We start from the raw sequence: 14706 nt of genomic DNA on the forward strand, positions 1-14706 counted from the left end.
ATGACGGATGCGGGCCTTGCCGTTTAGAGACGATTGACCGCATGACCGATTCCGCTCCCTCCATCTCTATCGAACTGCCGCCCCTCGTCGAGCACGGGCCGCGTCGTGCCCGGGTGCTCATGATCCAGGGCACCGCCTCGGACGTCGGCAAGAGCATGCTGGTCGCCGGGCTGTGCCGGGCCTATGCGCGTCGCGGTCTCGTGGTGCGCCCCTTCAAGGCGCAGAACATGAGCAACAACGCGGCCGTCACGCTTGACACCGACGCAGCCCCTGGACCGAACGGCGAGCAGCCGCGCGGCGAGATTGGGCGTGCTCAGGCGCTGCAGGCGCGCGCCTGCGGGGTGCCGCCCTCGATCCATATGAACCCGGTCCTGCTCAAGCCGCAGACCAATGTCGGCTCCCAGGTGGTGCTGCGCGGGCGGGTGCTCGGCAACTGTCCGGCGCGGGTCTATCACGAGATGCGTCAGGGGCTGATGCCGGCGGTGCTCGACAGCTTCGAGCGGCTCTGCGCCGAGGCCGATCTGGTGCTGGTCGAGGGGGCGGGCAGCGGGGCCGAGATCTATCTGCGTCACTGCGACATCACCAACATGCATTTCGCCGAGCGCGCCGACATCCCGGTGGTGGTGCTCGGCGATCTCGACAAGGGCGGCACCATGGCCTCCCTGGTCGGCACCTGGCTGCTGCTCGATCAGGCCGACCGCGATCGGGTCGTGGGCTATATCGTCAACAAGTTCCGAGGCGACTTCTCGCTGTTCGAGCCGGCCTGCGAGACCATCACCGAGATCACCGGCTGGCCCTTCCGAGGGGTGGTGCGCTGGTTCGAGGGCGCGAGCCGTCTGCCGGCCGAGGATTCGCTGGCCCTGGAGCGTCCGGCCGAGACCAGCGGCGGCACGCTCAACGTCGTGATTCCGCGTCTGTCGCGCGTGGCCAACTTCGACGACATGGATCCGCTGGCCGCCGAGCCGAGCGTCAATCTGCGCTGGATCGAGCCTGGACACCCGATCCCGGCCGACACCGACGTCGTCATCTTGCCCGGATCCAAGGCGACCCGCACCGATCTGGCCGTGCTGCGCCGCGAGGGCTGGGACATCGACATCCTCGCCCACGTGCGTCGGGGCGGTCGGGTGGTCGGACTGTGCGCGGGCTATCAGATGCTGGGCCGTATGGTGCGCGATCCTCAGGGCATCGAGGGCGAGCCGGGCGAGACGCCCGGACTGGGTTTGCTGGACATCGAGACCGAGATCGGCGGCGAGAAGCGTCTGATCGACCTCGAAGTGACCGACCAGCGCAGCGGTTGCCGGGTCAGCGGATACGAGATGCACATGGGCCGCACGACCGGGCCGGGACTGGAGCGCCCCTGGCTGCTGCTCGACGACGGCAAGGGCGAGGTCCGGCCCGAGGGCGCCATCTCGCCGGAAGGGCGGGTGATGGGCGGCTATCTGCACGGCATCTTCGGCGCCGACGATTTCCGTGCCCATTGGCTGGAACAGGTCGGCGCTCAGGCCGCGCGGATCGATTTCGAGGCCCGCATCGAGGCCGCCCTGGACGAACTTGCCGAGCACTTCGAGGCCAATCTGGATCTGGATGCGCTGTTGGAGTTGGCGCGGTAACCGAACGAATCGGTTCGGTTTGCTTCCCTGTAGCCGATGTTCGGTTGACGCTATTCGGGTTGCGCCAACTCCACATCCTCGTAGATCTCGGCGAGCGAGAAGGCGATGTCGAGATCGCCGCACCGGAACCTCAGGTCTCCTTCCTGATCGAAGATCTGGTGTCGTCACAGCCCGTCCGTTCCCAGGCTGTAGAACTCGACCTGGCGGCGCTCCTGGCTGATCAGCATGTAGTACCGCAGTCAGACGACAACGCCGTGACGGCGATGCCGCATTGAATGCCGCTATCTCTAGCCCTGTTTCAGTGGATGCCATGCAGCCGAAAGACACCACTCGCGACGAGTCCTACAAGGGATTCAGCAACGACGCCTGTCCCTTCTATCCCTGTCACCAGGGCGTGAAGCGCGCGTTCAATTGTCTCTTCTGTTATTGCCCGCTCATCGCCTACGAATGCCCAGGTCCCTATCGTCTCTATACGGACAAGAACGGTCTCACGCGCAAGGACTGTTCCGACTGCCGTCTTCCGCACGATGGTCATAACGCCTCCTGGGCCTTCATCCAGAAATGGCTGGAACGCCCGCAAATCTGGAACGGCCATCCGCAGCGCGAGCCATACGCCAAGACCCGGCGACGCGACCCCTGATGCCGAGACGCCGAATCCGTCCATCCGCCGATCGATCAGCGAGAACCATCCATGCTTGAGGCGCTGACACTCATCTTTTCCTGCCAACTGCTGGGCGAGAGCCTCGTGCGTCTCTTGAGTCTGCCGCTGCCCGGTCCGGTGGCCGGGATGCTCATCCTTTTTCTCGGGCTGGCGGTGCGCGGCGGCATTCCGAGCGAGGTCGAGCGGGCCGGCGCTACGCTGCTCGGTCATCTGCCGCTGCTGTTCGTTCCGGCCGGCGTCGGGGTCATGACGCATTGGGATCTCTTGCGGGATAACTGGCCCGCGCTGACGGTGGCGCTCCTGCTCGGAACCCTGATCACGCTGGTGGTCACGGCCCTGACCATGAGCGGGACCCAGTGGCTGTTGCGCCGTTTGCGCGGGGGCGATCCGTCGTGAACGAGGCGCCATTTCAAACGCTCTGGGTCTATCTAGCCGAGGCGCCGCTGTTCTGGCTGACGGCGACCTTACTCGCCTGGATCGGGGCGCTGAAGCTGCATCGGTTGAGCGGCAGTCTCGCGCTGCTCAATCCAGTGGTCATGACCATCGGTCTGTTGATTGGGCTCCTGTGGCTTACCGGGACGCCCTATGCCGTCTATTTCGATGGCGCCCAGTTCATCCATTTCCTCCTCGGGCCTGCGACGGTTGCGTTGGCGATGCCGCTCTATCGGCTGCGTATGGACCTGCGCGCCCTGGCGATTCCCATCCTGGCCGCGCTACTGGTCGGCGCTTTGGTCGCTGCGGTCAGTGCGGTGGAGTTGGCGTCCCTGTTCGGCGCGGATCGCACCATTCTGCTCTCGCTGGCTCCCAAGTCCGTCACGACCCCGGTCGCCATGGGGATCTCGGAGAAGCTGGGCGGAATCCCGGCGCTGACCGCCGCGCTGGTGGTGCTCACGGGGCTGGTCGGTGCGCTCTTCGGTGTCGGTCTGCTACGCCGGCTCGGGATCCGCGACCCGGCGGTCACGGGAATCGCCTTGGGTACTGCGGCTCACGGCATCGGTACCGCGCGCGCCTTTCAACTCGGCAATCGCGAAGGCGCCATGTCCGGGCTCGCGATGGCGCTATCGGCGATCGTCAGCGCACTCCTGTTGCCGGCCCTACTGCGCTGGCTTGGGCTGCTTGACGGCTAATCGTCTGGGGCGCCAGCCGCCACCGCTCACATCATTCTCAATACGCACCTATTGACCCAATCGAGGAGAGTTAACGGATGGATAGAGTCGACCCCGCAATGCCGCGCCTGACCGACCCGCGCGCCTGGCAACTGACCGCGCGTCTGTTCGCCATGCCCAAGGACACCAATGCCTATGGCGATATCTTCGGCGGCTGGCTGTTGTCGCAGGCCGATCTCGCGGGCGGTGTCATCGCCGTCCAAGTCGCCCAGGGTCGGGTCGCGACCATTGCCGTGAAGGAGTTCCAGTTCATGGCCCCGGTGTTGGTCGGAGATCTGGTCGAGGGCTTCGCCCGTTTGGTCAAGATCGGCACAAGCTCGATGACGATCGAGATTCAGATCTGGGCGCAACGCGAGCCCGATCCCCATAGCCGCCAACAGGTCGCAACCGCCAATTTCACCTACGTCGCCGTCGACGAAACGGGCCGTTCCAGGCCGATTGCGAATGCTGCCGAACTCGCCGAGGCACTGCCGGAGGATTGATCTCCTCCGGTCGCACCAGTGGTCCCCGGATTGCGCTGGCGCACATCCGGGCTACGGACGTATCGCTCGGGCGGCGGCGATGCATGCCTGACCGAGCGCGAGTCCGCCGTCGTTGGATGGAACCTGCCGCTGCAGCAGTACCTGAATGCCCGCATCCGACAGATCCTTGGAGACCGACTCCAAGAGAACCCGATTTTGAAAGACGCCACCGGAGAGCGCGATCGTCGCGATCTGGTGCCTGCGAGCGATCTCCAGCGCGAGTTCGACGACGGCCGCAGCGAATCCACGATGAAAGCGCGCCGAGATGCGCGCGATCTCCACGCCTTGGGAGAGATCCTGAAAGAGTGCCGGCCACATGGACGCGGCGTCCAGTTGGATTCCAGTCGGGCCTTCGCTGGTCTGGAACGGATAGCCGGACTCGGTGTCGGCCAGGCATCTGGCGGCCAGCGACTCCAGCTCGATCGCGGCCTGTCCCTCATAGAGAATGCGTTCGCCGCAGATACCCAGCGCTGCTGCGACGGCGTCGAACAGACGTCCGGCCGAGCTTGACAGCGGGGCGTTGATTCCGCGCTCGAGCATCGTTCTCAGCACACCGAGCGGCTGTGCGGCGAGTGCGTCGAGCGTCGTCAGATCCGGGTGGCGTCTTCTCATCGCATCCAGACCGCCGGCGCACTCCAGTTGGGCGAAGAGATTGCGCCAGGGTTCGAGGATCGCCTGCGTCCCTCCGGGCATGGCCACCGGTTTGAGGTGGCCGGCCCTGCGAGCGTCGCGATAGTCGCCGATCAGGAACTCGCCGCCCCAAAACGTGCCGTCGTCACCGTATCCCAGTCCGTCGAGGATGATGCCGAGGATCGGTGGCCCGTGCAGTGGCCAAGCGTTGTCGGCGAGCGTGGAGGCGAGATGGGCATGATGGTGCTGGACGTCGACCATGGGGATTTGCCAGCGGGTCGCGCGATCGCGGCCGATGAGGGTCGAGCGATAGTTCGGATGCCGGTCGACGGCCAGGATCTGGGCGCGGTGCTGAAAGAGGTCGAGATAGAGATCCAGCGTCCGCTCGTACTCACGCGCGGTGCGGGCGTCTTCGAGGTCGCCCAGGTGCTGCGAGAGAATCGCCTCTCCCTGGCGCAGCAGACAGAAGGTGCTCTTCAATTCTCCACCGAGCGCCAACACCGCCGGGGCCGTCTCGAAGCCTGGCGGCAGGCCGATGGGGGAGGGCGCATAGCCGCGCGCGCGCCGGATCATGCGGGGCGCGCCGGCCATGACGCGGACCACCGAGTCATCGACCCGGTTGAGGATGGCGCGGTCATGCAGGAGCGCGAAGTCGGCCAGTGGGCTCAGGCGCGCGACGGCGTCCTGATTGTCGATGCACTGAGGCTCTTCGCTCAGGTTGCCGCTGGTCATGACCAAGGGCCGATCCCAGTCTTCGAGCAGCAGATGATGGAGCGGGCTGTAGGGCAGCATGAAGCCCAGACTGGTTTGGCCGGGCGCGATGGCGTCGGCAAGCGCCCTTTCGCTGCCGGGATCCGGCTCGATTCCGTTCAGCAGCAGCACGGGGGCTGCCGCTGTCGTCAGGATCCGCGCCGCTTCGGTGTCCACCGTGCAATAGCGTTCGATCACCTCCAGGTCGCGGGCCATGAGCGCGAAGGGCTTGGCGTAACGGCGCTTGCGGCGGCGCAGCTCGGCGACGGCCTCGGCGTTGGTCGCGTCGCAGGCGAGGTGGAAGCCGCCGATCCCTTTGATCGCCAGGATGCGGCCCTCATGCAGCAGGCGGCTGGCGGCGGCGATGGCGTCGAGATCGCCCGTCGCGCCGGTGTCGATCTCCCGTCCCTGGGTGTCGACCAGCCAGAGTCGCGGGCCGCAGTCGGGGCAGGCGTTGGGCTGGGCGTGGAAGCGTCGGTTCGCCGGATCGCCATATTCGGCACGGCAGGCCGGGCACATGGGGAAGACCGACATGCTGGTGCGCGAGCGGTCGTAGGGGATGCCGCGCACGATACTGAGTCGCGGTCCGCAATGGGTGCAGTTGGTGAAAGCGTAGCGGTGGCGTCGGTCCTTCGGGTCGCCGATCTCGCGGACGCAGTCCGGGCAGGTCGCCGCGTCGGCGACGATGGCGGTGCGCGCCTGGGTGATCTGGCTGTCACGGATCCGAAAGTCGCTGTGTGGGATCGGCTCGGTCAGCGGCTGGCGCTCGATCGCGTCGATGCGCGCCAGTGGCGGGCATTCGGTCCGCAGGCGCTCGCAGAGACGCTCGATGGCGGCCGGGTCGATGTCTGCGGCCGGTCGTGCCCGGATCAGCACCCCTTCGCCGTCGTTGCAGACGTCGCCGATCAATCCGCATTCTCGTGCCAGACGCCACACGGTCGGCCGGAACCCGACACCCTGGACCAGTCCGCGTACCCGTATCCGTTCGCCGTGCATGCTCTCGGTTCCTCGTGGCTTGAAATTTGCTGTCGATTCTGTCTATCTGATGACTGATTTGGCAGAAGATCCAGAAGGACACCCAATGAATTATTGCAGCGACTGTGGCGCGCCCGTGACCTTGCGGGTGCCGGAGGGCGACAACCGCGAGCGCCATGTCTGCAGCCGATGCGGGACCATCCACTATCAGAACCCGAAGATGGTGGTGGGCTGCATCCCCGAGTGGGAGGACAAGATTCTCCTCTGTCGGCGCGCCATTCAACCTCGTCTCGGGCTTTGGACCCTGCCGGCCGGGTTCATGGAGCGTGGCGAGACCACCCGCGATGGCGCCGCGCGCGAGACGCTCGAAGAGGCCAATGCCCGCGTTCAGGTCGGACGACTCTATGGCCTGTTCAATCTGCCCCATATCGATCAGGTCTACATGCTCTTTCGGGCGCGTCTGCTCGATCTCGATTTCTCTCCGGGCGAGGAAAGTCTCGAAGTGCGGCTCTTCGCCGAGCGCGAGATCCCCTGGGACGAGCTGGCCTTCCACCCCATCCGTGAGACGCTCCGGCTCTTCTTCCGCGATCGGCTGACGGGAGATCGGGAGATGCGCAGCGGGGATATCGTGCGCGATACGGGAGACGAGCCGCGCCTACAGATCACCATCCATGACGAGCCGCCGTTCTACGGTGCCGGGGAATGAGTCGACCGAGCATTTTGGTCGTCGACGACGAGCCGCTTTCGCTCGACACCTTGGCGCGCACCCTGGACGAGGAGTTCGAGGTCCGTACCGCCACCAATACGGCCGATGCCGAGCGCATTCTGGATGAGGACTGGATCCAGGTGGTGATCTCGGACCAGCGCATGCCCGAGATGACCGGGGTCGAGTTCCTGTCGCGGGTACGCGAGCGCTGGCCCGACCTGGCGCGGATCATCATCTCGGGCTACACGGATGCCGAGGACATCATCGATGGCATCAATCGGGGCGGTATCCATCAGTACATCACCAAGCCCTGGCATCCGGACAATCTGTTGCTGATCGTGCGCAATGCCTGCCGGCTGGTCCAGTTGCAGCGTGAGAACGCCCTGCTGGCCCTGGAGATGAAGATGACCGCTCAAACGCTGGAGCAGCGTATCGCCCAGCAGCGCGAGCGGCTCAAGCGCAACTTTCGTCTCGACGGCATCGTGCGCAGCCCGGAGAGCCCCATCAACCAGGTCTGCGACCAGATCGCGCGCATCGCCCTCTACGACATTCCGGTCCTCTTGACCGGCGAGTCGGGGACCGGCAAGGAGCTGTTCGCGCGTGCGCTGCACTACAACAGTCCACGCGCGGACAATCCGTTCGTGGCCGAGAACACGGGCGCCATGCCGGACCAACTGCTCGAAAGCGAGCTGTTCGGGCACGAGAAGGGCGCCTTCACCGGTGCCGTCAACCCTCGGGTCGGACTTTTCGAGCAGGCCGACGGTGGGACCATCTTCCTCGACGAGATCGGCGAGGTCTCGACCGCCTTCCAGGTCAAGCTGCTGCGCTTGCTGCAGGAACAGGAGGTGCGTCCGCTCGGGTCCAACCGCCGTCGAAAGGTGAACGTGCGTGTCGTCGCCGCGACCAACCGGAATCTGGAGCATGAGATCCGCGCGGGGCGTTTTCGCGAGGATCTCTATTATCGACTCGCCGGTGTGCGCATCCATCTGCCGCCGCTACGCGACCGTCCAATGGATATCGTCCCCATCGCTCGGCATATCCTGGATGCCGCTCAGCGCGACTTCGTCAAACCGGTCGACGGTTTCACCCAGGAGGCACTGGACTGCATGAGTCGCTACGCCTGGCCGGGCAATGTGCGCGAGCTGCAGAACGAGATCCAGCGGGTGCTGGTGCTGGCGCCTGGACGCATGTTGGGTGCCGATCTGCTGGATCCGCGCATCCTGCACGCGAGCCCTTTCGACGACATGGGCGCATCCGGTCTGCGTGGAGCAGGCGGCCAGACCGTGTCGCTCAAGGCGCGCGTGGAGGCGCTGGAGTCCAGCATCCTGCGCGAGACCCTGATCCGTCACCGCTGGAACAAGACCCAGGCCGCCGAGGAGCTGGGCCTGTCGCGGGTCGGTCTGCGTGCCAAGCTTGAGCGTTATGGTCTGCTTCCATCCAATGCTGCGGGGTCGTCGGCCGAGGACGACTGATTCGCACGGCACCCTTTCGCGCGACCTCTTCCGACCCTATCTCCAGCGCACGGCATCGGTCTCTGGCCAGGTGTCCGGGTCCCGAACTGCCGCCGTGGTTCGGAATGCACGAGCTGATGGGGAGAATGCGATGGCGATCGAAACAGCGACCCTGGGTGGTGGGTGCTTCTGGTGTCTGGATGCCGTCTTGCGCGAACTGAACGGGGTGCGATCCCTGGTCTGCGGTTACGCAGGAGGCGAACTCGCCAATCCGACCTATCAGCAGATCTGTACCGGGGCCACCGGTCATGCCGAGGTGGTGCGGATCGAATTCGATTCCGACCAGATCGACTTTGCCACCCTGCTGCGTGTCTTCTTCGGCATGCACGACCCGACCAGCCTCAATCGGCAGGGCGCGGACGTCGGTACCCAATACCGCTCGGTGATCTTTTACCACTCGGAGGCGCAGCGGTTCACCGCCAACGAGGTGATCCAGGAGCTGAACGAGGCGGCGATCTGGCCGAACCCGATCGTCACCCTGGTCGAGCCGGCGCCACCTTTCTATCCGGCGGAGGCGTATCACCAGGACTATTTCCGTCGCAATCCGGGCCAAGGCTACTGCCAGGTCGTCATTTCCCCCAAGGTGGCGAAGCTGCGCCAAGAGCGCGCCCAACTGCTGGCCGGATGAGAGACGCTCCGTCCGTTTGACCTGAAGCCGCTGCTCTCGGACGAGAAGCCTGCGGTCATTTCTGTTATCGTTTCCCTTTCACCGCGTCAGGTTAAGGGCACTGGGCGCTCTTTGATTCCTCTGCGTTCCGTCCGCTGTTTCGGGTTGCCAGGATCCTCATAGGCCGGCACCGAGTGAATGTCCGCCGCCAGTCCGCGTGTTCGCCCGTTCGGGTACGCCCACAGACACTATCCGCGAGAAGTCATGACCGATTCCACCGCTCTCATCCGCGAGCGTCTCGAACGCTCGATTCTGATTCTCGATGGTGCCATGGGCACCATGATCCAGCGTCACGGCCTGACCGAGGCCGACTATCGCGGCGAGCGCTTCGCGGACTGGCCGAGCGACCTCAAGGGCAATAACGATCTGTTGGCGCTCACCCGTCCAGACGTGATCGAAGGCATCCACCGCCAGTATCTGGAGGCCGGCGCCGACATCATCGAGACCAACAGCTTCAACGCGACCCGCGTGGCCATGGCCGACTACGGCATGGAGGAGCTGGCCTACGAGATCAATGTCGCCGCCGCGCGCCTAGCCCGCCGGGCGGCGGATGCGATCGGCACCGAGAACAAGCCGCGCTTCGTCGCCGGCGTGCTCGGCCCGACCAACCGCACCGCCTCCATCTCGCCGGACGTTAACGATCCCGGTTACCGCAACATCGATTTCGACACCCTGGTTGCGGCCTATGCCGAGTCGACGCGGGGACTGATCGAGGGCGGCGCCGACATCATCCTGATCGAGACCATCTTCGATACCCTCAACGCCAAGGCGGCCATCTTCGCCGTGCGTCAGGTGTTCGACGAGGACGGCATCGAGCGTCCGATCATGATCTCGGGCACCATCACCGACCAGTCCGGGCGCACCCTGACCGGCCAGACCACCGAGGCCTTCTACAACTCGCTGCGTCATGCCGATCCGATCTCGATCGGACTCAACTGCGCGCTTGGCCCCTACGAGCTGCGCCAGTACGTCGAGGAGTTGGCGCGGATCGCCGAGTGTCGCGTCTCGACGCACCCGAACGCCGGGCTGCCGAACGAGCTGGGCGGCTACGATCTGGGGCCGGAGGAGATGGCTACCGAGATCGCCGAGTGGGCGCGCTCTGGCTTCCTCAACATCATTGGCGGCTGCTGCGGCACTACGCCGGATCACATCCGCGCCATCGCAGCGGCGGTCGAGGGCATGACGCCGCGTCCACTGCCGGACATCCAGCCTGCCTGCCGTCTGTCCGGGCTGGAGCCCTTCAACATCGGCGCGGACGCGCTCTTCGTCAACGTCGGCGAACGCACCAACGTCACCGGCTCGGCGCGCTTCAAGCGTCTGATCAAGGAGGGCGACTACGACACGGCACTGAGCGTCGCCCAGGAGCAGGTCGAGAACGGCGCCCAGGTGATCGACGTCAACATGGACGAGGGCCTGCTGGACGCGGTCGCCGCCATGCGCCGCTTCCTCAACCTGGTCGCGGCCGAGCCGGACATCGCCAAGGTGCCGGTGATGATCGACTCCTCCAAGTGGGAGGTGATCGAGACCGGGCTCAAGTGCGTCCAGGGCAAGCCGATCGTCAACTCCATCTCGCTCAAGGAAGGCGAGGAGAAGTTCCTGCATCAGGCGCATCTGTGCCGACGCTATGGCGCGGCGGTCATCGTCATGGCCTTTGACGAGGTCGGTCAGGCCGACACCCAGGCGCGCAAGATCGAGATCTGCACCCGTGCCTACAAGATTCTGACCGAACAGGTCGGCTTTCCGGCCGAGGACATCATCTTCGATCCCAACATCTTCGCCGTCGCCACCGGTATCGAGGAGCACAACAACTACGCGGTCGACTTCATCGAGGCGGTGCGCGAGATCAAACGCACATTGCCGCACGCCAAGATCTCAGGCGGCGTGTCCAACGTCTCCTTTTCCTTCCGCGGCAACAACCCGGTACGCGAGGCGATCCACGCGGTCTTCCTCTATCACGCGATCAAGGCCGGGATGGACATGGGCATCGTCAATGCCGGCCAGCTCGCCATCTATGACGATCTGCCCGCCGAGCTGCGCGAGGCGGTCGAGGACGTCATCCTCAATCGCCGCGACGACGGGACCGAACGTCTGCTCGACATCGCGCCCAACTATCAGGGCGGCGGCGCGGTCGAGGCGCGCCCGGAGGAGCAGGAATGGCGCAGTTGGCCGGTCGAGGAGCGCCTGAAGCACTCCCTGGTCAAGGGCATCACCGACTATATCGACCAGGACACCGAGGAGGCGCGCCAGGTGCTCGGGCGGCCGCTGCTGGTGATCGAGGGGCCGCTGATGGCCGGCATGAACCATGTCGGCGACCTCTTCGGTGCCGGCAAGATGTTCCTGCCCCAGGTGGTCAAGTCGGCGCGGGTCATGAAGAAGGCGGTCGCCTATCTCTTCCCCTATCTGGAGGCCGAGAAGGCCGCCTCGGGCGAGGCCGCCAAGAACAACGGCCGCATCCTGATGGCCACGGTCAAGGGCGACGTGCACGACATCGGCAAGAACATCGTCGGTGTGGTGCTCCAGTGCAACAGCTACGAGGTCATCGACATCGGCGTCATGGTCCCGGCCGAGACCATCCTCCAGCGCGCGCGCGAGGAGAATGTCGACATCATCGGTCTGTCCGGACTCATCACCCCCTCGCTCGACGAGATGGTGCATGTCGCCAAGGAGATGGAGCGCTCCGGGATGGACATGCCGCTGCTGATCGGCGGCGCGACCACGTCCAAGCTGCATACCGCGATCAAGATCGCCCCCCAGCGCGAGGCGCCGGTCATCTACGTCCCGGACGCCTCGCGCGCGGTCGGCGTGGCCTCCAACCTGCTGAGCGACGATCTGCGTCCGGGCTATGTCGCCTCGATCCGCGAGGAATACGCCCGCGTCCGCGCCGAGCGCGAGGGCCGGGGGACGGCGCGCAAGTCGATGGCGATCGCCGATGCGCGCGCCAACCGGGTGCCGATCGACTGGTCCGCCTATACCCCGCCGCGACCTGCGCTGCTCGATGCCGGTTTCAGCGACTCGGCCCCCTGGTCGCTTCAGCTGGAGCCGGTCGGCGGAGGTGTGGTCGCGACCATCGCGAATTTCCCGCTCGACGACCTGGTCGGCTGCATCGATTGGCTGCCCTTCTTCCATGCCTGGGAGTTGGCGCACAAACGCTTCCCCGATATCCTCGACGACGATGTGATCGGCGAGGAGGCGCGCAAGCTCTACGCCGACGCCCAGACGTTCCTGGAACGGATGGTCAGCGAGCGCTGGCTGGAGGCGCGCGCGGTGCTCGGCTTCTTCCCGGCCAATGCGGTGGGCGATGACGATATCGCGCTCTATGCGGACGCCTCGCGCGGTGAGACCCTGGCCATGCTGCACAATCTGCGTCAGCAGATGCCGCGCGATGCCGCGCGCAATCAGCCCAACTTCTGTCTGTCCGACTTCATCGCGCCGGCTGGCCAGGACGACTGGATCGCAGCCTTTGCCCTTACCGCCGGTATCGGGATCGACGCGCATCTGGCCCGCTTCGAGGCCGATCACGACGACTACGGCGCCATCATGCTCAAATCCCTGGCCGACCGTCTGGCCGAGGCCTTCGCCGAGCGTCTGCACCAGCTGGTGCGCACCCGCTACTGGGGCTATGCCCCCGACGAATCGCTGGACAACGAGGCGCTGATCGCCGAGAAATACCAGGGTATCCGCCCCGCGCCCGGCTATGCCGCCTGTCCGGATCACACCGAGAAGGGCATCCTCTGGGAGCTGCTGGAGCCGGATCGCCGCGTCGGCATCACCCTGACCGAGAACTTCGCCATGCTGCCGACTGCGGCAGTTTCGGGCTGCTACTTCTCCCATCCGCAGGCGCGCTATTTCGGCGTCGGCAAGATCCAGAAGGATCAGGTCGAGGACTATGCCGCGCGCAAGGGCATGACCTTGGCCGAGGTCGAGCGCTGGCTCGCCCCTGTGCTCGGCTACGATCCCGCCTAGGATGGGTCGAGCGCAGCGAAACCCATCGAGCGCGTCCTCGGCGGTCCTGGTCTGCGGTCCGGCCCGCAGCGGAAAGAGCGAGTGGGCCGAGCGTCTGGCCCACGAGTCGGGCCGTCCGGTCGTCTATGTCGCGACCGCCAGGGAGGATCCGGAGGATGCAGACTGGACCGCCCGGATCGAGGCCCATCGCCAGCGCCGTCCCGGGCACTGGTCGACCCTCTGCGTCCCGACCGACCTGGAGACGGCGCTGGTCGAGCATGACGGCTCGGACCAGTGTCTACTGGTCGACTCGCTCGGTACCTGGGTCGCGAACCTGATCGAGCTCGACGACACCCAGTGGCGCGAACGCGCGGAGCGCCTGGAGGCCGTGGTCGAAGGCTGTCGGTCGCCCCTGATCCTGGTCGCCGAGGAGACCGGCTGGGGCGTGATCCCGGCCTATCCGATCGGGCGGACCTTCCGCGACCGGCTCGGCAACCTGATTCGCCGGCTCGGTCCGCGCTGCGCCTCCAGCTATATGGTGACCGGTGGCTACGCGCTCGACCTGTCGCTCCTGGGCGAACCCATTTCTTGAGTCTCGGGGAGAATGTGAACCGCAAAGGCGCCAAGGGCGCAAAGGATTTTGTCGTGTGGTTATGGCGTGATTCCGTGACGGAAGGATGCGCATGAAGCCATCACTCATCATTCTTCGCGTCCTTTGCGCCTTTGCGGTTCTGATTCCGATTTCAGCTCCCGTCGCTGCCGATTCCACAGACCTGCCCAAGGTCGTCAGCACCAATCTCTGTGCCGATCTGCTGCTGTTGCGGATCGCCGCGCCGGAGCAGATCCTCTCGGTTTCCAACCAGGCCCAGGATTCGCGCGTCTCTTCCGTCGCCGAGGCCGCGCTAGCCTATCCGCCGAATCGCGGCGGGGTGGAGGATCTCCTCCATCTGAAGCCCGATATGGCCCTGGTCTACACCGGCTGGACGGGACGGCGGCATGCCGAGCTCCTGGCCGGTCGCGGGACGGAGATCGTTGCGATGCCTTATCCGACCACCTGGACGGATACTCTGAAGGCGACCCGCGAGATGGCGGCCCGGATCGGTCGCGCCGAGGCGGGCGAGGCCCGAATCCTCGATGCCGAGGCGCGGATGCGTGTTCTGCGCGAGCGCATCCAGCCCTATCGGGTGCTCTATCTGAGACCGAGCGGAGGCACGGCCGGCTCCGGAACCTATGTCGACGATCTGCTGCGCCTGCTGGGACTGCGCAATGTCGCGGCCGAGGAAGGGTTCGCCGGCTGGGGCCGTTTTCCGCTGGAGCGTCTGGTGACGGCTCCGCCAGATCTGTTTCTGCTCGGGTATTTCGATCGGTCTGGACCTGGAGCCGCCTCGGCCTATGGGCGTCATCCGCTGTTGAGACGGATGTTGGAGCGCATCCCTAGCGTCTCCGTCCCGGTGAAGGACTGGGGTTGCGGCGGACTGGAACTGGTCGACGCCGCCGAGCGGATCGTGACCCAGATCGAGTCGCTTCCCGCCCAGCCTGGCCTCATCGGTCAGGTCCACCCCTGATA

General features: G+C 65.6%; 13 protein-coding genes. 12 read left to right on the forward strand and 1 reads right to left on the reverse strand.

Annotation, left to right across the window (positions count from 1 at the left end; genetic code table 11):
• The first annotated feature begins 41 nt into the window (after positions 1 to 41).
• The 6 genes from ACFSJC_RS08670 (at position 42) to ACFSJC_RS08695 (ending at position 3919) form a co-directional block, all read left to right on the forward strand.
• Complete coding sequence (locus ACFSJC_RS08670) at positions 42 to 1610, forward strand: cobyric acid synthase (protein WP_386025729.1); 1569 nt, start codon at positions 42 to 44, stop codon at positions 1608 to 1610.
• Between the two features lie 44 nt (positions 1611 to 1654).
• Positions 1655 to 1885 (forward strand): hypothetical protein, encoded by a 231-nt coding sequence (locus ACFSJC_RS08675; RefSeq protein ID WP_386025731.1) that lies wholly within the window; start codon positions 1655 to 1657, stop codon positions 1883 to 1885.
• Positions 1886 to 1920: 35 nt separating this feature from the next.
• Positions 1921 to 2250, forward strand: coding sequence for a cysteine-rich small domain-containing protein (locus ACFSJC_RS08680; RefSeq protein ID WP_386025733.1), 330 nt, complete (start codon positions 1921 to 1923; stop codon positions 2248 to 2250).
• A 51-nt stretch (positions 2251 to 2301) separates the two neighbouring features.
• Positions 2302 to 2667, forward strand: coding sequence for a CidA/LrgA family protein (locus ACFSJC_RS08685; RefSeq protein ID WP_386025735.1), 366 nt, complete (start codon positions 2302 to 2304; stop codon positions 2665 to 2667).
• The gene (locus ACFSJC_RS08690; RefSeq protein WP_386025737.1) at positions 2664 to 3398 is read left to right on the forward strand and encodes an LrgB family protein; all 735 of its coding nucleotides are present in this window, start codon (positions 2664 to 2666) and stop codon (positions 3396 to 3398) included. The genes ACFSJC_RS08685 and ACFSJC_RS08690 overlap by 4 nt, the downstream gene beginning before the upstream one ends.
• A gap of 77 nt (positions 3399 to 3475) precedes the next feature.
• Positions 3476 to 3919 carry an acyl-CoA thioesterase gene (locus tag ACFSJC_RS08695; protein WP_386025739.1) on the forward strand — a complete coding sequence of 148 codons (444 nt, stop codon included), beginning with the start codon at positions 3476 to 3478 and terminating at the stop codon, positions 3917 to 3919.
• A gap of 51 nt (positions 3920 to 3970) precedes the next feature.
• Here the strand turns inward: ACFSJC_RS08695 and hypF are convergent, their stop codons facing one another.
• Entirely contained in the window at positions 3971 to 6334 is a 2364-nt protein-coding gene (gene hypF / locus ACFSJC_RS08700) for a carbamoyltransferase HypF (protein ID WP_386025741.1), read from the reverse strand.
• Positions 6335 to 6419: 85 nt separating this feature from the next.
• Here hypF and ACFSJC_RS08705 point away from each other — a divergent pair, with 85 nt between their 5' ends.
• The 6 genes from ACFSJC_RS08705 to ACFSJC_RS08730 all read left to right on the forward strand — a co-directional run bounded on the left by ACFSJC_RS08705 (position 6420) and on the right by ACFSJC_RS08730 (position 14704).
• Entirely contained in the window at positions 6420 to 7019 is a 600-nt protein-coding gene (locus ACFSJC_RS08705; protein WP_386025743.1) for an NUDIX hydrolase, read from the forward strand.
• A complete protein-coding gene (locus ACFSJC_RS08710) occupies positions 7016 to 8491 on the forward strand; it encodes a sigma-54-dependent transcriptional regulator (RefSeq protein ID WP_386025745.1) in 1476 nt (491 codons plus the stop codon). The genes ACFSJC_RS08705 and ACFSJC_RS08710 overlap by 4 nt, the downstream gene beginning before the upstream one ends.
• Positions 8492 to 8621: 130 nt before the next feature.
• Positions 8622 to 9158 (forward strand): peptide-methionine (S)-S-oxide reductase MsrA, encoded by a 537-nt coding sequence (gene msrA / locus ACFSJC_RS08715; RefSeq protein WP_386025747.1) that lies wholly within the window; start codon positions 8622 to 8624, stop codon positions 9156 to 9158.
• 243 nt (positions 9159 to 9401) lie between these two features.
• Entirely contained in the window at positions 9402 to 13160 is a 3759-nt protein-coding gene (gene metH / locus ACFSJC_RS08720) for a methionine synthase (protein ID WP_386025749.1), read from the forward strand.
• Between the two features lies 1 nt (position 13161).
• On the forward strand, positions 13162 to 13731 hold the full coding sequence (cobU, locus tag ACFSJC_RS08725) for a bifunctional adenosylcobinamide kinase/adenosylcobinamide-phosphate guanylyltransferase (RefSeq protein ID WP_386025751.1): 570 nt from the start codon (positions 13162 to 13164) through the stop codon (positions 13729 to 13731).
• 91 nt (positions 13732 to 13822) lie between these two features.
• A complete protein-coding gene (locus ACFSJC_RS08730) occupies positions 13823 to 14704 on the forward strand; it encodes an ABC transporter substrate-binding protein (protein ID WP_386025753.1) in 882 nt (293 codons plus the stop codon).
• Positions 14705 to 14706: the final 2 nt, after the last annotated feature.

It is taken from the genome of Thiorhodococcus fuscus, from assembly GCF_042682685.1.
GTDB classification, from domain to species: Bacteria; Pseudomonadota; Gammaproteobacteria; order Chromatiales; family Chromatiaceae; genus Imhoffiella; species Imhoffiella fuscus.